This window comes from Xenorhabdus eapokensis (assembly GCF_001908105.1).
On the sequence record NZ_MKGQ01000006.1, the window covers coordinates 77086 to 100343 of the forward strand.

A 23258-nucleotide genomic window follows, 5' to 3' on the forward strand; every position below is an offset into this window, starting at 1 on the left:
AGCTATGATCGAAAACGCCACCTTTGCAGGTGGCGATTATGTTAATCCTCTTTGGTGCTGATATAGATATTTTTTACTTCTGTGTAAGCATCTAGCATCATTTTGTGGGTTTCGCGTCCAAGCCCTGATTTTTTATAGCCGCCGAAAGGCGCATGGGCGGGCAATTCGTGATAGGTATTAATCCACATACGGCCTGTTTTTATTGCTTTGGCGATGCGCAGGGCACGGTTAATATCCTGCGTCCATACAGCACCTGCCAGGCCATATTCGGAATCATTAGCCATTTCGATGACTTCTTCTTCGTTGCTGAATGGAATAACGCATAGCACAGGCCCGAAAATTTCTTCCTGTGCCACCCGCATCTTATTGGTGACATTGGTCAGGATTGTCGGCTGGATAAAGAATCCATCATCATATCCTGTTCCGGTTATGCGTTTTCCACCAGTCAAAATGGTTGCACCTTCCTGTTTTGCCAGATCGATGTAACCTAAAATAGTGTTCATCTGTTCTTCACTGACCTGGCAGCCCATTTCTGTTTCTGCCAACATAGGATCGCCCACTTTGATGGATTCAAACACGGTTTTCAGTGAATTCAGAAATTCATCATGAATATCTTTATGCAGGAACAGGCGGGCACCGGATTCACAGGCTTGCCCTTGGTTCAGCAAAATTGCATTGGCTGCATATTTGATTGCCTTTTTCATATTGGCATCGGGGAAAACGATGTTGGCCGATTTACCCCCTAATTCCAACGTTGCTGGAATGAGCCTTTTCGCCGCTGCTGCGGCAACGTTGTAACCGACTTCTGTCGAGCCGGTAAAGGCGACCTTGTTAATACCATTATGGTCGAGGATTGCCTGGCCTACCACTGAGCCACGTCCTGTAACAATATTGACAACGCCCGCAGGCAGAACCTGATTCATAATACGCCCCAGCTCAAGCAGAGTGATTGGGGTCAGACTTGCAGGATTGATAACAATAGTATTACCGGCAGCAAGGGCAGGTGCGAGTTTCCAGGCAGCCATCAATAACGGGAAATTCCAGGGAATAATTTGTCCGATTACACCCATTGGTTCTCTGATGACTAAGCTTAGTGTGTCATTATCGATGACATCAGTAGTATCAGAATGAGCGCGAATAACGCCGGCAAAATAGCGGAAATGATCAACAGAAAAAGGGATATCGAAATGCCGACACAGAGCCTGAGTTTTACCACCATCTAATGTTTCAAGGACAATAAAGCGTTCAGCTTCGGCTTCCAGTAAGTCGGCGATTTTCAGTAATAAAGATTGCCTTTCAGCCGCGGATGTTTTGCGCCAGGCTGGCAGCGCTTTTTGGGCCGCTTTGACGGCAAGTTCAACATCTTCTGTATTCCCAGCAGCATATTCTGTCAGCAATTCACCTGTTGCAGGGTTGTAGCTTTGCATTGTATTTTTTGCAACGCTATCAACCCATTCGCCATTAATCAGCATCTGATAAGATTTACAAGGTAAAAATTCTTTTTCGATATCATGTAACTTTTTCATTATATTCTCCGAATACTTTGGTTTTTGGTATGTTAGGGAAAATACGCCTAATTTATTATTAGACTAATTCTTAATTTTTATCAAAATTGAACTTAAATATAAAAGATCTCTATCAATAAATATAAATATTAATGGTTAATATAACAACGTGGAAAATTGCTTTATTGCATATGATTTCTTTTTCCGGTGGGATATCTGTCTTAAAATTAATAACGGTGTGTTATATATTATAATTTTCCATGAGATATTTTTTGTAATTTTTATTTATATTGAATCTTTCAACTGAATTTTTTATTTTTTGGTGTTTTGGGTGAAGGCATACCCCCCATTTATAGCTGGGGGATATAAATTTTTATTATTTACTGTAGGTGATATAACTTATTTATTTAGCATTTTTTCTACTGAATTTTGCATATCACCATTTAATATTTGATTCATTTTTTCTTTATCTAAAGCATTTTCCCAGCGGGCTACAACAATGCTGGCACAAGCATTGCCAACTAAATTTGTTAATGCACGGCATTCAGACATAAATCTGTCAATGCCCAAAATAAGCGCCATGCCTGCTACGGGGACGCTGGGAACAACAGATAAGGTCGCAGCGAGCGTAATAAAACCTGCCCCTGTCACACCTGCCGCGCCTTTTGAACTTATCATTGCAACTAATAATAAAGAAATTTGCTCATATAGACTTAATTCAATGTTGGTTGCCTGGGCAATAAACAACGCTGCCATCGTCATGTAAATATTAGTACCATCAAGATTAAATGAGTAACCTGTTGGAATAACTAAACCAACAACCGATTTCTCACAACCCAGATTTTCCATTTTCTTCATTAGTCCAGGTAATGCTGCCTCTGAGGATGAGGTTCCTAAAACCAACAATAATTCGTCTTTAATGTATTTTATTAATTGAATAATAGAGAATCCATTATATTTAGCAACTGCTCCCAATATAATAAGAACAAAAAGCAATGATGTAATATAAAAAGTGACAATTAACATCATCAAATTGCCGATCGATGAAATACCATATTTGCCTATGGTAAAAGACATTGCTCCAAATGCACCAATTGGTGCTAATTTCATTAAAATTCCTACCATTTTAAAGATAGGTTCTGAGAGGTGTTGTAAAAATTCTAAAACAGGTTCCCCTTTTTTCCCTATAGCGGCTAAAGCGATACCAAAAATAACTGAAATAAACAGAACCTGAAGAATATTGCCATTCACAAGTGGGCTGACAACGGTTTCAGGGATGATATTCATCAGAAAGTCAACAATGGATGATTCATGGGCTTTCTCCACATAACCAATAACCTTGCTGCTGTCTAACGAATCAGGAGAGATATTTAAGCCATCGCCGGGGCGGACAATATTGGCGATAATTAACCCAATAACTAATGCAAGTGTTGAAAATGTTAAAAAATATAACATTGATTTTGCTGCAACATTTCCAACCTTTTTTATATTATTCATTCCAGCTATCCCTGTGACTACCGTCAAAAAGATAACCGGTGCAATAATCATTTTCACAATTTTAATGAATGCATCACCTAATGGTTTTAATGATGTTCCAATATCAGGATAAAAATGACCAAGGGCGATACCCAGCAAAATGGCGAATATAACTTGAACATAGAGTATTTGGTATAAAGGTTTCTTCTTTAGAGTCGTAGACATAGGATTCCTGTTTCTTATCCATAGTGTTAATATTGATATTAATGCTTTGTTTTTTATTAATTAATTTAACGTTTCCTTTTGTTTAGAAAATAGTAACGTCTTCCATAATAATGAGATGGATTCTCATTATTATGGAAGGTATTATTGGAATGATAAGATTAATGTTAAAATTACTCTGATTTTTTGTTGTGAACAAGTAGCGAGAGCGTAAATCCAATCATTTATTGTTAAAAAATAAAAAACATTATATAAGAAACCAGTATAAAACTGTATTTTTTTATAATTTTATAGTTATCTCCCCACGCAAAAGACGAGTGGGTTTGATTCAGAAGAGGAGTTATTTTGCGGTTACCCAGAAAACACCACTACCATCTAATGCGGTAAAGGTTTGGTGAACATAAATATTGTCTGCGTGAGGATCAATATCTTTGAAAAGATCGGGATGTAACCATTTTGCAATGGCTTCTACAGCAATAATATTGAATGGAGTATCATAGTATTGATGATAAATCGCCATAACATGTTTTTCACGATACGATTTTAAAATCTTTAGCTTGGCGCGCGCGAGCAGCTTTTGAAAACGTTTCTGCGATGTTGCCAGCTCTCCGGTATAACCTAAAGGAACAGATTGACTGTTTGAATGAATTGTATCCCAATCTGCTACTGTCATCAGATAATAATCGGGATTGGTCGCCAATAATTGTTCTTCATTAATTTTGCCTCCCATACCAGAAAACCATTTGCTTCCCATATTCTCACCACCTGCGGCAGTAACAAACTCTCCGAAACTATTGGTGGCAAAGGTATTACAACAATCGTCATCACCTAACATACCGGCATGGCGCTCAATAAAGACGCTGGGAATGTGCTTAATAGATAATGCCGCGATACGTTTATTAATGATGGACAGACGATTTTCATAAAACTGAATGAATTTATTGGCATTTTCTTCTTGTTGGAAAACCTGCCCTAACAATCTCATGCTGGGAACTGTATTGGATAGAGGATGTTGACGGAAATCGATGAAAATGACAGGAACTCCTATTTTTTCCAACACGTTAATCGTATTACTGCTATCCAATTTGGATTTCAAACCAATATCGAAAATAACCAGATCAGGCTTATACATCATGGCTTTTTCGACATTGAAATCACTGGTATAGGGATTAGGGAAAACCGGAATTTTCCTTAGTTGAGGGAATTTCTTTTCATAGGCTGTCGCGAGGTCAGGAGATTTTTTCTCCAATGCATTATCCCACGCAACAATACCTTTCAATGGTTCAGAGGGATGCAAAATATTCAGGGCAATAACCATTCGGCTATCTGCTAACATAGCGCGTTTAACAGGTACGTTGATTGTTACTTCACGCCCCATAATATCTTTAACGGTCATTTTTTCTGCTTGAGCATATATGGGGAGTAATATGAATAACGCGGACAGAAAACATTTTATGGGATAATGTATATTAAACATTACTTTTCCTCATTATTTGAAGTTATATAAGAGATATCAATGTATAGATATGGCTAAATTACTTATCATTAATTTTCGTTTCATTTATATTTTTAATCTTATGGATTTCAAATATATTTATTCACAAAGTGAGCGCAGTGGGGTTTCTGTTATTTTTCCGATGCAAAGTAGATGATAATGGTTGTTATTCAGGCTAATCAACCCTTTTTACATTTTTACTGAGATAAAAATAGTTACTTATAAATTTTTACTTTAATGACAATCCATTAAGGTAAAACTACCTTCGATCTTTTCAGTTGCTGGTATAACCGTCTGGTGAAGTTATTTTCGTGTTACATTATTTTAACAATTTGGTGGGGATTTTGACAACAAGGGGAAAATGCATTCGATAATACGTTGATTATTAGAAACCACATACACATTAATAACCTGAAGAAATCAATAATCAAGTTATAAACATTTCTGATTTAATAATAAATATTTTCCTTAAAATGATTTATATGTTGCCATTCTTGCTATTATTACTTTATTGGTAATAGGCGGGGTTGATCATGAAAAAATTGTTCATTATTTGTTTGTTGGGATTTGCATTAGCTGGATGTGATAATCAACTCAAAATTGATGGAATAAATGAAATCGCTGTGAAAACATCCATTGAGAAGATCAGAGATACTTTACCAGAAGATAAAAGATTACAATTTGATGACTCATTAAATATTGTTATGAGCAATAGTATCGACTTTGATGATCTGTTTAAGGATAACAAGAATGGAAATATCAAACATGCAGATATACAAAAGTTGGAACAGAAATTTTTTCAATCTCTTCATGGGAAAACAGCCGATCAAATCATTGAAGAAGCAGAGAAAATTAAAGCGGCAAACATAAACAAAAAATGAGTATATATTTCATTTCCATAATAAAGGTACTTTTGATCATAAAAAAACCCGCAGTATTTGCGGGCTTCGTAGACTAGTAAAAAATTTATTTCAATCCTGCCGCAGAACGCAGAATTTCAGCTTTATCTGTGGCTTCCCACGGGAATTGTTCACGACCGAAATGACCGTAAGCCGCGGTATCGCGATAAATAGGTTGTAACAGATTCAGCATCTTAATCAGGCCGTAAGGGCGCAGATCAAAAAATTCACGCACTAGTTGAATCAATGTGGAAGTTGGCACTTTCTCTGTACCGAACGTTTCCACCATGATAGAGGTTGGCTCTGCAACACCGATGGCGTAAGAGACTTGGATTTCACAACGATCAGCCAGGCCTGCTGCAACGATGTTTTTGGCAACGTAACGCGCTGCATAGGCTGCCGAACGGTCAACTTTGGAGGGATCTTTACCAGAAAATGCGCCACCACCGTGACGAGCCATACCACCGTAGGTGTCAACAATGATTTTACGTCCAGTCAGACCACAGTCACCCATTGGCCCACCGATCACAAAGCGACCTGTTGGATTGATGAAATATTTGGTCATCGGAGTAAGCCATTCGGTAGGCAATACAGGTTTGATGATCTCTTCCATCACGGCTTCATGCAGTGCTTTTTGATCAATATCTTCACTATGCTGGGTTGAAAGGACAACTGCATCAATACCAATAATTTTGCCATTCTCATACTGGAAAGTGACCTGACTTTTTGCATCAGGGCGCAACCACGGCAGGGTGCCATTTTTACGAACTTCAGCCTGACGCTCAACCAAACGGTGTGCATAAGTGATAGGTGCTGGCATGAGAACATCAGTTTCGTTGGTCGCATAACCAAACATCAGCCCCTGATCTCCTGCGCCTTGCTCCAGAGGATCTGTACGATCAACCCCCTGGTTGATATCAGGGGATTGTTTACCAATGGCACTGATAACCGCACATGAGTTGGCATCAAACCCCATATCTGAGCTGGTATAGCCGATTTCACGTACTGTACTGCGAGTAATTTCTTCTATATCAACCCAAGCGCTGGTAGTGATTTCACCACCAACCATGACCATGCCTGTTTTAACGTAAGTTTCGCAGGCTACGCGAGCTTTAGGATCCTGTTTTAAAATTGCATCAAGGACGGCATCGGAAATCTGATCAGCAATTTTGTCTGGATGCCCTTCTGAAACAGATTCAGAAGTAAAAAGATGTGTAGTCATTATATTTTATTACCTTAAATATAATCTTGGTTTAAGGGCGGATTGGGATGTATTACCGTCTAGACGGCTATTCTAAGTCACTCTTACTAAGGTTACCAGTTTTTTTAGTTTTAATTACCTGCCAGTGTGTGACATTTATCCAAAAAGTATGGAGGTGTTCATTCCCCGTTTAGATAAATTTCGTTTTGCAATTTTACTGGATTACAGGTATAAACTGCGCGCGTAACACAAGTCATTTTTTGCACGTGGAACTTGGCGTTACAGGCGTTTGCAGGAGATATATGCGTATCCTGCTTCTCAATTGAGAAACGGCTTGCGGTAGTAAGCCATGTGGAGGTGAATGGGGTTATGATCCATTATCTGCTGAATGTTAACGGCCAACAGCCACATTATACCATTGATATATTCACATCTTGTCCCTTCCTTTTATATACGCAGGTCTTTCGATGTTACCCGTGGCTAAGCCGCAGATAAATTGGGTTGGCATCATTATATAGTCACGCAGTAAATATGTTGTTTAGTACTCTCTAAACGTTCCTATAATCTAAGAGCATGCTGTTCCCTGACATTTTTTAATGCGCAAGATACGCACGATAAATAGTGTCTTGGGTTATTGACTTTACAGGTGAAGGCAAACCTCAACTCCATGAAGGAGACTGCCATGAATGATAATATCGCTCGCAAAATGCAACAGACCTATAACATCGCATACTGGGGTGGTGGCTATTACTATGTCAATGATCTGGGTAATGTCAGTGTTTGCCCAAACCCTGACTTACCGGGAGCTCAAGTTGAACTCGCCACTCTGGTGAAGAAAGTTCAGGAAGAAAAAGAACAGTTGCGTTTGCCGGCATTGTTTTGTTTTCCCCAGATTTTGCAACATCGCTTGCGTTCGATTAATGCCGCATTTAAACGTGCCCGTGAATCTTATGGGTATCAAGGAGATTACTTCCTTGTTTACCCGATTAAGGTCAATCAGCACCGCCGCGTTATTGAGACATTGGCAAATGCTGATGAACCGATTGGATTAGAAGCCGGTTCCAAAGCGGAATTAATGGCAGTGCTGGCTCATGCAGGCATGACGGGAACTGTGATTGTTTGTAATGGCTATAAGGATCGCGAATATGTCCGTCTGGCGTTGATCGGTGAAAAGCTGGGACACAAGGTGTATCTGGTTATCGAGAAGATGTCTGAAATTGAGATGGTACTGGAAGAAGCCAAGCGCCTGAATGTTATCCCGCGCTTGGGCGTTCGTGCTCGTTTGGCATCCCAGGGTTCTGGCAAGTGGCAGGCCAGTGGCGGTGAAAAATCTAAGTTTGGTTTGGCTGCTGCGCAGGTATTGCAATTAGTTGAAAGGTTGCGTTCAGCAGGGCGGTTGGATAGCTTGCAATTGCTGCATTTCCATTTGGGTTCCCAATTGGCAAATATCCGCGATGTGGCGACGGGAGTGCGTGAATCTGCTCGTTTTTATGTCGAGTTATCTAAACTGGGTGTCAAGATCCAGTGCTTTGATGTGGGTGGGGGTTTAGGTGTCGATTATGAAGGGACACGCTCTCAATCAGAATGCTCGGTTAACTACGGTTTAAATGAATACGCGAACAACGTTATTTGGGGGATTGGTGATGCGTGTGAAGAACATGGCCTGCCTCACCCAACCGTGATTACGGAATCTGGCCGTGCATTGACCGCTCATCATACGGTTTTGGTCTCCAATGTGATTGGGGTGGAGCACAATGAGTTTACTCAAACAACGCCACCGGCAGAAGATGCGACGCGTCCCCTGACTAGTTTGTGGGAAACCTGGCAGGAGATGCAATCCGACAGTAGCCGCCGTTCCCTGCGTGAATGGCTGCATGACAGCCAGTTTGATCTGCATGACGTCCATACTCAGTATGCTCACGGTATGTTGGATCTGTCAGAACGAGCATGGGCGGAAGAACTGTATTTAAATATTTGTCGCCATATTCAGCAAGATCTTGACCCAAGCAACCGTGCCCATCGTCCGATTATTGATGAATTACAGGAACGCATGGCCGATAAATTCTATGTGAATTTCTCGCTGTTCCAGTCAATGCCAGATGCGTGGGGGATTGATCAACTTTTCCCTGTTTTGCCGATTGAAGGTCTGGATAAGCCGCTGGATCGTCGTGCTGTTCTGCTGGATATTACCTGCGATTCTGATGGTACGATTGATCACTATGTTGATGGCGATGGTGTGGCGACAACGATGCCAATGCCAGCTTATGATCCAGAAAACCCGCCATTGATTGGTTTCTTTATGGTCGGAGCCTATCAGGAAATTTTGGGTAACATGCATAACTTGTTTGGTGATACGGCGGCTATTGATGTTTATGTTTCAGAAAATGGCGCAGTGACTTATAAGCAGAGTGAGGAAGGTGATTCGGTCGCCAATATGCTTCAATATGTCAAACTGGAGCCGCAGGTATTATTGACTCGTTTCCGTGATCAAGTGAAATCGGCCGATCTGAATGAAAATTTACGGGAACAATTCTTGCAAGAGTTTGAAAGTGGCCTGTATGGCTACACTTATTTGGAAGACGAGTAATCCTGGTTAGTCATTGAACTGCATTAATAGTCATTCTTGGTCATGTGTTTTGTATAATAGTGTAAATAAGCCTCTGTGTTACTTGTTACTGCCAATATTGGAGACGGGTAATGAGCCAGCATAGGACTTTTGAGGATATATCATGAGTGTTAGCGCCTTAGGAAACCAAATTGATAACTCTTTGGTTTCAAATGCCTTCGGATTCTTGCGTTTTCCATTGAATTTTCAACCCTATTCCAGTGATGCGGAATGGGTAATTACCGGTGTTCCTTTTGATATGGCAACATCGGGACGTGCGGGCAGCCGTCATGGGCCAGCCGCTATTCGTCAGGTATCGACTAATCTGGCGTGGGAAAGCTGCCGTTGGCCGTGGAACTTTAGCTTACGCAAGCACCTGAATGTGGTGGATTGCGGGGATCTGGTCTTTAATTTCGGTGATGCCCAGGATATGAGTGATAAGTTGCAGGCACATGCTGAAAAGGTACTGGCATCGGGTAAGCGTATGCTGTCTTTTGGCGGTGATCACTTTGTTACTTTGCCACTGCTACGAGCTCATGCAAAATACTTTGGTAAGATGGCGCTGATCCATTTTGATGCCCATACAGATACTTATGCAAATGGCAGTCAATTTGATCATGGTACGATGTTTTACCATGCGCCAAATGAAGGGTTGATAGATCCTCACCACTCAGTACAAATAGGTATTCGCACTGAACACGATGCAGATAATGGTTTTACTGTATTAGATGCAGGTCAGGTTAATGATCGCGGTGTTGATGACATTGTTGAGCAGATTAAAACGGTGGTTGGTGACTTGCCGATTTATCTGACGTTCGATATTGATTGCCTCGATCCGGCATTTGCACCCGGTACAGGAACGCCAGTGATGGGTGGATTGACGTCAGATCGCGCCTTGAAAATAGTGCGCGCCTTACAACCATTGAATATCGTTGGAATGGATGTGGTGGAAGTGGCACCGGCTTATGACCAATCTGAAATTACGGCATTGGCCGCCGCAACAATTGGACTGGAGTTGCTGTATTTGCAGGCATCGAAGAAAGATCTGTAATGCATTAATCTTGTCAGTTGTTTTTAAAGGCTCATTTAAAGGTGAGCCTGTAATTCAATCTGTTTTTATGCTCTTTCTTTCATAAAATAGCTCAATGTTCCATCACTGCACAATGTACGTCAACACTTGCTGCTGCGGCATTAAGGCAAAATTTCCGTGGAATTGCGAGCCAGCTCGATACTCATCAGATAATGTTTGCAGTAGTTTTATGCTTATAGCGTAATCTCTGCAATCAATTGACGTAATTTCAGCCGCATGGAAATCAAAGAAGCGTTTTACGTGGGGATAAAGTGCCTTAAACAGACTCTCCTTGACGGAGAACGCAAGAGTAAATACCTGTGTAAAAGGTAATGAGCATTCTGTCAGTAATTTCACTTCATTATCATTGATGATGCTCGATGAAACACTTTTGATGGTATCTGGTTTAATCTCTTGCTCGATATCTACGCCTATTATTCGGTAGTTATTGCAAGAAGCCGCAAAGGCAATGGCACAGTTGGTGGAATGAGAAATCGAGCCACAAATGTTGCCAGGCCAGATTGGGGAGCGATCTGGGGCATTGGTTACCTGAAAACCAGGATAACCCAAACGATTTAAAACTTGTTGAGTGCAATAACGAGCAGCCAGATATTCCGCACGTCGTTTATGTACTGCATTTTGTAACTGGCTTGGGTAGGTAATGCTACATTCGTTAAATAGCGCATCCCGATAGTAAGACAGATCAAAATACGTTTTTATAACTTGCAGGTCGGCATGTTCTGACAGCACACCGGCTTGTATATCTGTAAAAAAAGGATCATTTATGGTAGCGGTTTGAGCAAAGGTAAGGATAGAAGTAAAAGTCATTTTTTTCATCATGGTTTTTTATTATTGGCTGCGATTATTAGAGAGCAGATCAATTAAAAATGTTTATGATCTGATTTTGCCATATCTTAATTTTAGTTCACTAACGTGATAACTCTTTTTATACTCGTCGTTATTATCATTTTTGAAAAGAGGTTATTGTGGAAATATTAGTGACAGGTGGAATGGGATATATTGGTAGCCATACTTGTGTTCAAATGATTGAAGCGGGAATGACGCCGATCATCATCGATAACCTGTGCAATGCCAATCGTGAAGTTCTGGCTCGTGTTGAAGCATTGACTGGCGTACAGCCACTGTTTTATGAAGGGGATATTCGTGATGAATCCTTCCTTGATGCTATTTTTTCCCGTCATCAAATTCAGGCAGTGATTCATTTTGCAGGTTTGAAAGCGGTGGGTGAATCTGTCGCTAAACCTATCGAATATTATGACAATAATGTCAATGGAACGCTGGTGCTGGTGCGTAGCATGCGTAAAGCGGGTGTAAAAAGCATTATCTTCAGCTCATCTGCAACGGTATATGGTGATCCGGATGTTGTGCCTATTACTGAACAGTCTGCGGTAGGCAATACAACTAACCCTTATGGCACCAGTAAATATATGGTTGAACGCTGCTTGTCTGATCTCCATCATGCAGAAAATGATTGGTCTGTGGTGCTGTTGCGTTACTTCAATCCAGTTGGTGCTCATCCTTCTGGCACAATGGGAGAAGATCCTCAGGGAATTCCCAACAATTTGATGCCTTATATTGCCCAGGTTGCGGTAGGCCGTCGGGAAAAATTGTCTGTGTATGGAAATGATTATCCAACAACCGACGGCACTGGAGTGCGCGATTATATCCATGTTATGGATTTGGCTGACGGGCATATCGCTGCCCTAAATGCGGTTGGTAAGAAAGCGGGACTGCATATCTACAATTTGGGTACCGGAAGAGGTACCAGCGTGCTGGAAATGGTGGACGCTTTTAGTCATGCTTGCGGCAAACCCGTTCCTTATGAAATTTGTCCACGTCGTTCGGGAGATATTGCAGAATGTTGGTCAAGCTCGGAGAAAGCCGAGCGAGAACTAGGCTGGAAAGCAAACCGAACTATCGTGGAAATGACCGCTGATGCCTGGCGTTGGCAGTCTCAAAATCCCAATGGCTACAAAGCGAAGTAAGAAACAGCAAAAAATGTTTGGTTTTCTGTAAGGGGTGTGTGGTGAAAGCAAGGGGGTATCCAAGATGTCAAAGTTGCGATTCAATTTTGTTGATTGTCCACATAGGCGATATAACCCTTTGACGGGTAAATGGATTATTGTTTCACCGCACCGAACTGAACGACCGTGGAGTGGAATTGATGAAAAACCACTTCACGTTGCCTTGCCAAGTTATGATGAACACTGTTTTTTATGCCCGAATAATACCCGTGCTTCAGGTAATAGTAATTCAGATTATCAGGACGTTTATATATTCCAGAATGATTATTCTGCCTTGCTACCGGAGCGGTTTGATATTAGTCCTACCGATAACCCATTATTTAAAATTGAGCCAGTGAGTGGCGTTTGTCGGGTTCTCTGTTTTTCTCCTGATCACAGCAAAACATTGCCGGAACTGTCGTTGAGTCAAATCCGTCGTGTTATTGATACATGGAATGCGCAGATTGAGGAGTTGAGCCAGCGTTATATTTGGATTCAGGTTTTTGAGAATAAAGGAGAAATGATGGGATGTTCTCAACCCCATCCTCATGGCCAGATTTGGGCCAGTGATTTCCTGCCTGATGAGCTGGCACGTAAAGATGAACTATTGCGGCAATATTATTGTCAGCAAGGAACTAGTTTATTGGTGGATTATCTCGAAGCTGAGCGCAAAGATGGCGCCCGTACGGTAGTGGAAACTGAATATTGGCTTGCGGTTGTGCCCTATTGGGCGGTATGGCCGTTTGAAACGATGCTAGTGCCGAAAAATCCTATCCGCCGCATGAGTGAACTGACGGAAGCACAACGTGATGACCTGGCAGTGGCGATGAAAAAATTGACCAGTCGCTATGATAATCTGTTTCAGTGTGCTTTTCCCTATTCAATGGGCTGGCATTTTGCTCCTTTCTTCGAGCATCAATGCGATGACAATGCCATATCACACAAACACAATATTGATCACTGGCAATTACATGCACTGTTTTACCCGCCGTTATTACGTTCATCCAGCGTCCGTAAGTTTATGGTGGGTTATGAGATGTTGGCGGCAGCTCAGCGTGATTTAACGCCAGAACAGGCCGCCCAACGGTTACGGGATGTCAGCGACATTCATTTTAAGCTACGCTGATTTTCACGAGGAAACGTTTCTGGAGGAAAAAGAGATGAAAACTTTAATCCAAAACGTCACTAAATCTTTTGAGGCGTGCTTTAATTATTCTCCAACGCATTTTTTTCAGGCACCGGGGCGGGTGAATCTTATCGGTGAGCATACGGATTACAACAGTGGTTTTGTCTTGCCTTGTGCGATTAATTTCCAGACAGTAGTTGCCGCCGCTAAGCGTGGGGATATGCGTGTCAGAGTGATAGCTGTTGATTATCATAATCAGTGTGATGAGTTTGATCTTTGCCAGCCCATTCTCTTTCAGCCAGAAAAAATGTGGGCGAATTACATCCGTGGTGTGGTGAACTCTTTGGTGGAGAGTGGTTATGCGTTTGGTGGTATGGATCTCGCCATTAGTGGCAATATTCCACAAGGTGCGGGTTTGAGTTCATCTGCGTCATTGGAAGTCGTGGTTGGGCAAACCATTAAGTCGCTTTATCAACTCGATATTAGCCCCAAAATGATTGCATTGAGCGGGCAGCAAGCAGAAAACCAATTTGTCGGTTGCAATTCTGGCATTATGGATCAGTTAATCTCTGCTTGTGGGGAAGAGAATCACGCCTTGTTGATCGATTGCCTCACGTTGACAACACAATCTATACGTATGCCTGATCAAGTGGTTGTGATGATAATCAATTCTAATAAACAGCGTGGCCTGGTGGATAGCGAATACAACCTACGCAGACAGCAATGTGAAGAAGCCGCTCATTTGTTGGGAGTGAAAACATTGCGTGATATCACTCTTGAGGATTTCAATGCTAATCAAACGTTACTCGATACATTGCTCGCCAAACGGGCTCGCCATGTGATCAGTGAAAATTTGCGGACTAAATTGGCGGCTGATGCTTTAAATGCTGGTGATTTATTTCTCCTTGGTCAGCTTATGGCTGCATCTCATATTTCCATGCGTGATGATTTTGACATTACTGTCCGTGAAATAGATGTGCTGGTGGCGATTGTTAAAGATGTGATTGGCGATCACGGCGGCGTCCGTATGACAGGGGGGGGTTTTGGTGGTTGTGTGGTGGCGTTGGTTCTTCCTGATTTGGTGAAAAATGTCGAAAGGGCGATTGAGCAACAATACAAGGCTAAAACAGGTTTAAAAGCGGATATCTATCTTTGTCAGGCCACAAAAGGTGTAAGCCAACTGGAATAAGTAAAAGATATCCTGAACTGACTGTCACGGCTTTACAGACTGTGGGGAAAAGGTTGGGATGGATTTGCATTGTTACGGATCAATAGGATAGAAAAATCACGCGATAAATTTTTAGTGATTTTATGTCTAAGTGACTGATTATTTTCAATGTAATGGTAAAAATAAATAAATCGTGGGATGAGTTTCTTCACACGGTGTAAAGTGAAAGACAATAACTTATTGATTATTTAATAAAAATAGTCATTTGTTAGTGGTTGGATCACTTTTAAAGAATGTTTCGATTGTGTTCATATATTGGCTTGTATATATTATCGCAGGTTTATTATCACTATGGATTAATAATAATGAAGAAGACATTTTTAATTTCCGCAATTGTAGCTGGATTATCCATTACCTCATTGGCAGCTAATGCTGGTGAGCATACTATTTCTGCGGGATATGCGCAGAGCAAAATTAACATTGAAAACAATAACTTAAAAACAAGCTTAAAAGGTTTTAACGTTAAATATCGTTATGAGTTCAATGAGCAATTTGGCTTAATTAGTTCATTCACCCATACAGGTTATAACACTAGTTATGACGATCCACTTGGCTATCATGGAGGAAGCCTTGATTATAATTCTATAACAATTGGACCATCATATCGTTTTAATGAATATATAAGTGCTTATGCTTTAATTGGTGCAGGAGTGGGTAAAGCGTCAAACACTGAGCATATTAGAATTAGCAAATACAATAGCATCCTATCTTTTAATGATGATACCAAAACAGCAGTAGCTTATGGCGCAGGTGTGCAATTTAATCCATTGCCGAATGTGGCAATTGATGCATCATATGAATACACTAAATTAGATAGTATTAATCTGGGTACATGGGTACTTGGCGTTGGTTATCGTTTTTAATTTAGCTTACTAACCAAATATTGGTTTTTTAGCTAACCCTTTGCCTTAATTAAGTTCCGTTCACCCGACGGAACTTATCACTATATTAAGCATATCGCTTTCCCTGCTTTTACTTTCCCGCAAATCTTCTAGCGACAATAAAAATGTAGTTTTTCTGCTTTTCATGATGGTTTATTTTTGATTTTTGATAAACCATCATTGAGATGAGTTGGCTATATAGATTTATTGGCAGATGCAGATTTCCGGGCTGATTGACATGCTTTGCGCTCACTGGATTCGCGCTCTTGAATGATTTTTGCTGTTTCATCTATGGCGGGAAGAGGAAATCCCATATCATCATAGGCACCAAAACCAATTAAACGATAACTGTTTAGCGGAGTATTTATTGGGATACGAAATTCTTTTTTCTCCCCCGATGCCAAGGGTTCAAATGAATACACTGTCAGCGTACCTGGTTCACATTTAGCATTAAGGGGTAAAACAGCCAGATAGCCCCCTGCCACAGGTTGGTCGCCTTTGTTTTGCAGTGTGCCGCCTACAAAGAATTTGTCGTTGGCTCCTAATCCCATATGGAATAACAAATGTGCTTCCCCTTTTGCCCATAATGCAGGGGAAAACAGGCTGCCTGCCATTAATATTGCGCTGTATGTGTAACCACGCCATTTCATCTTTATGCTCCTGTTTGTCGATGATGAGTTCCCAACTATAAATTAATACAAGAATCAATATCACCGTATTTTGTGACTCTTTTGAACACATCTAAATCTAATCTGGCAATGTAGTCGATTAAATAGTGGCTACATAACGGCCCATCTGAAATATCTAAATTGGTTTGAGGTTTAAACTCGTTGATATAGTCCAATGAGGCATATCCCAGAATTTTAGGGGGCAGATGAGGTATGACATCATCGATATAGTTGAACACTGCAAAATTGCTAAAGTTTTGGGTGACGTGTTTGGAAAATTCTCCGTTTCCTGGCCTTGGGCAGGCAAATAAACAGGCCGAGTGATCGGCGGTTATAGGGCCAATTTCATACATCAGATAGGATGCAATTGCTGCGCCAAGGCTGTAACCGACTATCGTGAATTGATTATTTATCCCTAGAAATTGGCTAATCGCTTCAGCTAATTTGAGATTGCTGTAATCACGGTGAGATTCAGGCTCAATAGTAATCAGCTTCATTGAGTCATAGATGCTAAAAAACCCCATACTGACTTCTATCTTGGGGAAACGGGTCCACGGTGATGTAAAGTTAATCAGTCCATTATGGACATTTTCTAGCAAAATGGTGGGATCGGTTCCACGTATAGCAATAATATGCTCCTTTGGAGAATGGTTTTTTTCTGTCACTTTTTTTGCCACATAGCCAAAACAGACATGATCGGGCAATTCACCTTTTCTGGGTGTTACTGAGAAAGACAGATCATTGGCTGAAAGATACGCGATAACTCTCCATCCATCTTGTTCAATGCGCGGATCGGCTGGGGGAGTTGGGTTATTGTAGTACTGTTCATTCATTTTCGCTGCATATAACACGAATGCCGCAAAATTGGCGGCCTCTCTGTATGTATACATAGGTGCCTCTTTTGTTTGTTCTTTGTTGTTGAGGAAATGAGTTATTGAAATGTTTATTTGATGTAATTTAAGTGTATGCCATTTTATCGGATTTTCTGGATTAAGGAATATACAGATTGATTGATATTTTATTTAGATTGCAATGAAATTATTATTGTGAGGAGCTTATTTCCAATAACTCACTGTTATTAGAGTTTATTTATTATTAAATGATAAATAAATGAATTGGCAGTAAGTTTTAATTTATCAATATCGAATTAATTAATTCTCTTTGGTTATATGTAGTTTTCTTTTGTTCTTTCAAATTGATTGCTATGCAGCGTTATCCTTTCCCAATCTGAAAGTGTTATTTGCAAATTTTACCGATTATCAAGAGGCAAATATGGCAGCACCACGTTCGGTTCTTGAACTTATAGGGAATACACCGCTATTGGAATTGACGCATCTGGATACAGGCCCATGCCAGCTATTCATTAAGTTAGAAAATCAGAATCCTGGCGGGTCGATTAAAGATCGTGTTGCACTTTCAATGATTGAGCAGGCAGAAAAACAGGGATGGTTAAAGCCAGGGGGCACTATCATTGAAGCCACGGCAGGTAATACGGGAATTGGGTTGGCGTTGGTTGCCGCCATGAAGGGCTATAAACTCATTTTGGTTGTACCTGATAAGATGAGCAGGGAAAAAATTTATCACCTGCGAGCGCTGGGAACCGATGTCCGCCTGACACGCTCTGATGTCGGCAAAGGGCATCCAGAATATTACCAGGATTATGCTCTGCGTCTGTCGAAAGAAATCAGCGGGGCTTATTATATTGATCAATTCAATAATCCTGCAAACTCAGCCGCGCATTTTGCTACCACGGGGCCGGAGATTTGGCAGCAGATGAAGCAGCATGTCGATGCTATGGTCGTGGGTGTTGGCTCTGGCGGAACTCTGGGTGGCTTGAGCCAGTATTTTAAGGAAGTTTCCCCTCATACGGAATTTGTTCTCGCAGATCCTAAAGGTTCTATTCTTGCCGATTATGTTGAGCATGGTCACTATGACGAAGCGGGTAGTTGGTTTGTGGAAGGTATCGGAGAAGATTTTGTCCCGCCTCTTGGGGATTTTTCTCAGGTTCACCATGCTTATCGGATTACCGATGCAGAAGCGTTTACCTGCGCCCGTGATTTACTACTGACAGAAGGGATTCTGGCTGGTTCTTCTTCAGGCACATTGTTAGCGGCGGCGCTACGTTATTGTCGAGCACAGACAACGCCAAAACGTGTAGTGACGTTAGCTTGTGACAGTGGTAACAAATATCTGTCGAAGATGTTTAATGATTACTGGTTATTGGAACAAGGGCTTCGTTCACAACCACAAGAAAATAATTTGAGCGACTATATTACTTATCGCTATCAGGATGGCGCGACGGTTTCGGTTTCTCCGCAAGATACCTTGCAGATCGCTTATAGCCGCATGCGTCTGTATGACATTTCACAGTTACCTGTGATCGAGAATGATCAAGTTGTCGGGCTTATTGATGAATGGGATCTCATGCATACGATTCAGGCCAATTCACGTCATTTCTCGTTGCCTGTTACTGAAGCGATGACCAATCAGGTTCATACACTCAATAAAAAAGCGTCATTGGCGCAGTTAATTGCTACCTTTGATGCTGGTCATGTGGCTCTGATTGTTGATGATGACAATCATTTCCTGGGGCTTGTTACTCGTACCGATGTATTGAACGCATGGCGTCAACAACTCAATTGATCTCTTTCAGGAATAAATTAATGGCTAAATTTGATAAGACTAAGAATAAGATTAAATTTGATACACAAAGCGTTCATGCTGGTTATGTCCCTGATCACACGGGGGCTGTGATGCCCGCCATCTATGCGACATCAACTTATGCTCAGCCTGCACCTGGTCAGCACACGGGATATGAATATTCCCGTAGTGGAAACCCGACGCGTGATGTCTTAGAGCGTGCGATTGCAGAATTGGAGAATGGAACACGTGGTTATGCTTTTGGCTCTGGTCTGGCAGCCAGTTCGACCATTCTGGAGCTACTTGATAAAGACAGCCATATCATTGCGGTGGACGATCTCTATGGTGGGACTTACCGACTACTGGAAAAAGTGCGGCGCCGGACGACGGGTCTGAGAGTGACTTATATTGAAGCAGGGGATACTGCGGCATTGGAAGCAGCAATTGAGCCTGATACTAAAATGATTTGGGTAGAAACTCCTACTAATCCACTATTGAAATTGGCTGATTTAGCGGCGATTGCACGAATTACCAAGCGGCATAATATTATCAGCGTGGCAGATAACACGTTTGCTTCCCCTTATATTCAGCGTCCGCTTGATTTGGGTTTTGATATTGTTGTGCACTCTGCAACTAAGTATCTGAATGGTCATTCTGATGTTGTTGCTGGCCTTGCGGTGGTGGGCAATAACGCAGAGTTAGCCGAGCAAGTTGCTTTCCTGCAAAATTCCATTGGTGGCATTCTTGATCCGTTCAGCAGTTTCCTTGTTCTGCGTGGCATTCGGACATTAGCGCTGCGTATGGAGCGCCATATTGACAGCGCAGAGAAGATTGCACATTGGCTCGAACAACAACCACAAGTTGAGAAAGTGTATTATCCTGGCCTTGTTTCTCATCCACAGCATGAATTGGCAAAGCGTCAGATGCGGGGTTTTGGTGGCATGATCTCTATCGTGCTGAAAGAAAATGAAGACTATACGCGTCGGGTTATTAAGGCACTGCAACTGTTCACATTGGCGGAAAGTTTAGGGGGAGTGGAAAGTTTAATTGGCCAGCCATTTACGATGACCCATGCTTCTATTCCTCTGGAAAAGCGTCTGGCCGCTGGAATTACGCCACAACTGCTTCGTATTTCTGTCGGTATTGAAAATGCAGATGATTTGATAGCGGATCTGTCTCAGGCATTTGAAAATGCGAGTTTATAACAAGAAAATAAAATAAGAAAGTTAAGCTAATCAAAAATTAGGTTGTCACAAACATTATGCCAATTGAGATTTTTCGGTTGGCATTTTTTATTATTTCATTAACGCATATTAATTTAATTTTTAGTGGTTATTTTTACTAAATTTGGTTTGCTAATTTATTGGAAAATTCAGTTTTTCAAAGCAAGCGATTTTAATGATGAAAAGGAGTGGCGGATCAGGAGGGCTGTTTGTCAATACCGGGATATTACGCAGATATCGAGCGATTTGAAAAAGTGAAGATAGAAGCATTTGATCGGTTTGGTAAACCAATGACGATCGAAAGCGAAGATTTTCTGTCAATTGTTATGCAGCATGAAATTGACCATTTACATGGCATTATATTTATCGACAGGGTGGGCAACACTCAGTTTGATTTTTACAAAAAGAAATGGCGAGCTAATAACGGCGCTGTAAAGTTTTTTTTCAAATAAAAACCTCTGGGCAACGTCATAATTGGTTGGCCGTATTCTCCTGTTGCTTCCGTCAATGCTCGGCTATTGGCAGCTTTGGGGCGCAATTGTAACACTTCACCATGACGGGCAGTAATGCTCTCGACTTTGCCTAATACAATGAGATCCATAAGCTCTTCCCAATCGCGTCTCAACAACTCTTCTTCAATCGCATTCGGGCTCCACAGCAACGGCGAACCCACACGGCGTTCAGAAAGTGGAATACTTCTTTCCCCCTCAACGGGTATCCACAGGACACGGGATAATTTACGCCTGACGTGGCAGTTTTCCCAGGTGATGCCGCTATTACCGGTTAAAGGAGCAACACAGACAAAGGTAGTTTCTAATGGATAACCTTTACTATCCACAGGGATAGTTTTCAATTCGATACCGATATGTTCAAAATCTTGTTCAGGTTTACTACCCGCACTTGCCCCTAAATAGTATTCAAGCAACATACCAACCCAACCTTTATCGCGTTTTAAATTGGGGGGAATGGAGAGTTTGGCCAGTGCAGCTAGTTCACCCATAGATAAGCCCGCCAAAGAATGGGCACGATTGAATAGTTGTTGTTCGTTTTCAGGTGGTATCGGAGGTGTAAAGTACATGTTATAGAGTATATTTTTTACTGGTCAAAAAATGTTCGCACGGATTGCGTAAAATCATTATTAATTTATCATTAGCCTGAACTCTTTGATAATAGCATGATATAAAAGATCTTTTCATGGTTATTTCCTGCATTAAAAATAGACTCGTTATGATTGTTCACCTGTTCCCAAAGATAATAAACAGGATCTTACACCATGTTATCCACAGATTTATGGGATAAGTGATAAAAAGTGAGATCACTGGTTTGATTTACAGCGCTAATGAATGATGTTTTCTACAAAGATAGGCGATTTTTGTTTAACTAAAAGGCATATCCTGTGGATAAAATCATCTATGGTTAATGTTTGCTCAGTATGAGGAGGTCTAAAAATTTTCATCAGTGATATGCCATGTCAAAAGGGGTATAAAATATATTAATATATTGAAAAATAATAAATATCCATTTACTCCTATAGAGAGTGTAAAAATATGTAATAAAAGTATACCCGTTTTACCCCGCTCTTTTTCACATACATATCCACAGAAAAAGTGAATAAAATGGTTCTGGCCAGACAATAAATGTTTATAACTTTAGCTTTTCCTGTGAATTATCCGTCTGGAGACGTAATCCACGCAGATTTAACATCAACCCATCCAAAAGTGTTCATTTTTGCTCCTCACACGATGCGTTTATCCCCATAATTTGCACCAGCCCCAATTTTTGGGGAGTCATGATATTTTTTACCAGCCAGTAAGCTATGTTACTGGCTTTTTTAAATGGCTATGTTTCCCTTTACCAAACTTCTTCGGTGATATAACGTGCAATGATGTCGCCCATTTCATCGGTACTGACCGCTGTGTCATTACCTGCGAGATCTGCGGTACGATAACCTTGTTCTAAAGCGTGGCTGATCGCCCGTTCAATAGCATCAGCGGCATCAAGGTGTCCAAAGCTATAGCGCAGCAACAGTGCTGTGGATAATATCTGGGCTATTGGGTTAGCGATATTTTTACCGGCAATGTCAGGGGCTGAACCACCAGCAGGTTCATATAAGCCAAAACCTTTTTCATTCAGGCTGGCAGAAGGCAACATTCCCATTGAACCCGTGATCATAGCGCACTCATCGGATAAAATATCGCCAAAAATATTGGAGCATAATAGAACGTCAAATTGGGCGGGATTTTTGATCAACTGCATGGTGGCATTATCGATATACATATGTTCGATGGTAACGTCAGGATAATCTTTGGCGATTTTGCCAACGACTTCACGCCATAGCACGGAGCTTTGCAAAACATTCGCTTTATCAATCGAAGTGACCTTATGGCGGCGTTTGCGCGCAGATTCAAAAGCAATACGCGCTATCCGTTCTATCTCGAAACGATGATAAATTTCGGTATCAAAAGCACGCTCATATTTCCCTTCACCTTCGCGCCCTTTGGGTTGCCCAAAATAAATTCCGCCTGTCAGCTCACGGACGCACAAAATATCAAAGCCTTTGGCGGCAATATCATGGCGAAGCGGACAAAAAGATTCTAAGCCTGCATATAAGCGGGCTGGTCGTAAGTTGCTGAATAATTTAAAATACTTGCGCAATGGCAATAATGCCCCTCGTTCTGGCTGTTCGGCGGGTGGCAGATGTTCCCATTGCGGGCCACCTACGGAGCCAAATAGAATAGCGTCAGCTTTTTCGCAACCGGCAATTGTTTCTTGAGGCAAAGGCGTGCCATGACGATCAATAGCAATCCCTCCCACATCATATTCGCTGGTTGTGATACGGATATTAAAACGATGACGGATGGCATCCAACACTTTGTAGGCTTGCTTCATCACTTCAGGGCCAATGCCATCACCAGGTAAAACAGCAATGTGGCAATGCTGAGTTTCTTGTTTGCCTGGGATCGTGTCATTTGAAATAGATTGGCTTGAAGTCATGA

At 41.4% G+C, this 23258-nt stretch carries 19 protein-coding genes; 10 read left to right on the plus strand and 9 right to left on the minus strand.

Going from position 1 to position 23258, the window contains the following annotated elements; all coding sequences use genetic code 11:
* Positions 1-41: 41 nt before the first annotated feature.
* From Xedl_RS40985 to Xedl_RS40995, 3 genes are all read right to left on the minus strand, one after another.
* Positions 42-1526: an aldehyde dehydrogenase family protein gene (locus Xedl_RS40985; protein ID WP_074022974.1), complete on the minus strand. Its 1485-nt coding sequence runs from the start codon at positions 1524-1526 to the stop codon at positions 42-44.
* A 378-nt stretch (positions 1527-1904) separates the two neighbouring features.
* The gene (locus tag Xedl_RS40990; RefSeq protein WP_074022975.1) at positions 1905-3206 is read right to left on the minus strand and encodes a dicarboxylate/amino acid:cation symporter; all 1302 of its coding nucleotides are present in this window, start codon (positions 3204-3206) and stop codon (positions 1905-1907) included.
* A gap of 337 nt (positions 3207-3543) precedes the next feature.
* On the minus strand, positions 3544-4680 hold the full coding sequence (locus tag Xedl_RS40995) for an ABC transporter substrate-binding protein (RefSeq protein ID WP_074022976.1): 1137 nt from the start codon (positions 4678-4680) through the stop codon (positions 3544-3546).
* Between the two features lie 551 nt (positions 4681-5231).
* Here Xedl_RS40995 and Xedl_RS41000 point away from each other — a divergent pair.
* The gene (locus Xedl_RS41000; RefSeq protein ID WP_074022977.1) at positions 5232-5579 is read left to right on the plus strand and encodes a DUF6694 family lipoprotein; all 348 of its coding nucleotides are present in this window, start codon (positions 5232-5234) and stop codon (positions 5577-5579) included.
* A gap of 85 nt (positions 5580-5664) precedes the next feature.
* Here the strand turns inward: Xedl_RS41000 and metK are convergent, their stop codons facing one another.
* Positions 5665-6819 carry a methionine adenosyltransferase gene (gene metK / locus Xedl_RS41005; protein WP_074022978.1) on the minus strand — a complete coding sequence of 385 codons (1155 nt, stop codon included), beginning with the start codon at positions 6817-6819 and terminating at the stop codon, positions 5665-5667.
* A 661-nt stretch (positions 6820-7480) separates the two neighbouring features.
* On the opposite strand from metK, the gene speA reads away from it, so the two are divergent.
* Positions 7481-9385 (plus strand): biosynthetic arginine decarboxylase, encoded by a 1905-nt coding sequence (gene speA, locus Xedl_RS41010; protein ID WP_074022979.1) that lies wholly within the window; start codon positions 7481-7483, stop codon positions 9383-9385.
* Positions 9386-9527: 142 nt separating this feature from the next.
* Complete coding sequence (speB, locus tag Xedl_RS41015; RefSeq protein ID WP_074022980.1) at positions 9528-10454, plus strand: agmatinase; 927 nt, start codon at positions 9528-9530, stop codon at positions 10452-10454.
* 102 nt (positions 10455-10556) lie between these two features.
* Here speB and Xedl_RS41020 read toward each other — a convergent pair whose 3' ends face one another.
* Entirely contained in the window at positions 10557-11300 is a 744-nt protein-coding gene (locus Xedl_RS41020) for a 4'-phosphopantetheinyl transferase family protein (protein WP_244149677.1), read from the minus strand.
* Positions 11301-11458: 158 nt separating this feature from the next.
* On the opposite strand from Xedl_RS41020, the gene galE reads away from it, so the two are divergent.
* From galE to Xedl_RS41040, 4 genes are all read left to right on the plus strand, one after another.
* A complete protein-coding gene (gene galE, locus Xedl_RS41025) occupies positions 11459-12478 on the plus strand; it encodes a UDP-glucose 4-epimerase GalE (protein WP_074022982.1) in 1020 nt (339 codons plus the stop codon).
* A 64-nt stretch (positions 12479-12542) separates the two neighbouring features.
* Positions 12543-13622 (plus strand): UDP-glucose--hexose-1-phosphate uridylyltransferase, encoded by a 1080-nt coding sequence (locus tag Xedl_RS41030; RefSeq protein ID WP_074022983.1) that lies wholly within the window; start codon positions 12543-12545, stop codon positions 13620-13622.
* 34 nt (positions 13623-13656) lie between these two features.
* Positions 13657-14811 (plus strand): galactokinase, encoded by a 1155-nt coding sequence (gene galK / locus Xedl_RS41035; RefSeq protein WP_074022984.1) that lies wholly within the window; start codon positions 13657-13659, stop codon positions 14809-14811.
* Between the two features lie 344 nt (positions 14812-15155).
* The gene (locus Xedl_RS41040; RefSeq protein WP_074022985.1) at positions 15156-15713 is read left to right on the plus strand and encodes an Ail/Lom family outer membrane beta-barrel protein; all 558 of its coding nucleotides are present in this window, start codon (positions 15156-15158) and stop codon (positions 15711-15713) included.
* A gap of 212 nt (positions 15714-15925) precedes the next feature.
* Here Xedl_RS41040 and Xedl_RS41045 read toward each other — a convergent pair whose 3' ends face one another.
* Complete coding sequence (locus tag Xedl_RS41045; protein ID WP_074022986.1) at positions 15926-16381, minus strand: membrane-associated Zn-dependent protease 1; 456 nt, start codon at positions 16379-16381, stop codon at positions 15926-15928.
* Between the two features lie 35 nt (positions 16382-16416).
* Positions 16417-17289 carry a lipase family protein gene (locus tag Xedl_RS41050; protein WP_074022987.1) on the minus strand — a complete coding sequence of 291 codons (873 nt, stop codon included), beginning with the start codon at positions 17287-17289 and terminating at the stop codon, positions 16417-16419.
* Positions 17290-17671: 382 nt separating this feature from the next.
* Between Xedl_RS41050 and Xedl_RS41055 the strand changes: the two genes are divergently transcribed.
* The 3 genes from Xedl_RS41055 (at position 17672) to Xedl_RS41065 (ending at position 20714) form a co-directional block, all read left to right on the plus strand.
* A complete protein-coding gene (locus tag Xedl_RS41055; RefSeq protein ID WP_074022988.1) occupies positions 17672-19042 on the plus strand; it encodes a pyridoxal-phosphate dependent enzyme in 1371 nt (456 codons plus the stop codon).
* A 20-nt stretch (positions 19043-19062) separates the two neighbouring features.
* The gene (locus Xedl_RS41060; protein ID WP_074022989.1) at positions 19063-20244 is read left to right on the plus strand and encodes a trans-sulfuration enzyme family protein; all 1182 of its coding nucleotides are present in this window, start codon (positions 19063-19065) and stop codon (positions 20242-20244) included.
* A gap of 206 nt (positions 20245-20450) precedes the next feature.
* Positions 20451-20714, plus strand: coding sequence for a peptide deformylase (locus Xedl_RS41065; protein WP_244149678.1), 264 nt, complete (start codon positions 20451-20453; stop codon positions 20712-20714).
* Here the strand turns inward: Xedl_RS41065 and mutH are convergent.
* Positions 20660-21340 (minus strand): DNA mismatch repair endonuclease MutH, encoded by a 681-nt coding sequence (gene mutH / locus Xedl_RS41070; RefSeq protein ID WP_074022990.1) that lies wholly within the window; start codon positions 21338-21340, stop codon positions 20660-20662. The genes Xedl_RS41065 and mutH overlap by 55 nt on opposite strands.
* Positions 21341-22113: 773 nt before the next feature.
* Positions 22114-23256, minus strand: coding sequence for a 3-isopropylmalate dehydrogenase (gene leuB, locus Xedl_RS41075; RefSeq protein ID WP_074022991.1), 1143 nt, complete (start codon positions 23254-23256; stop codon positions 22114-22116).
* Positions 23257-23258: the final 2 nt, after the last annotated feature.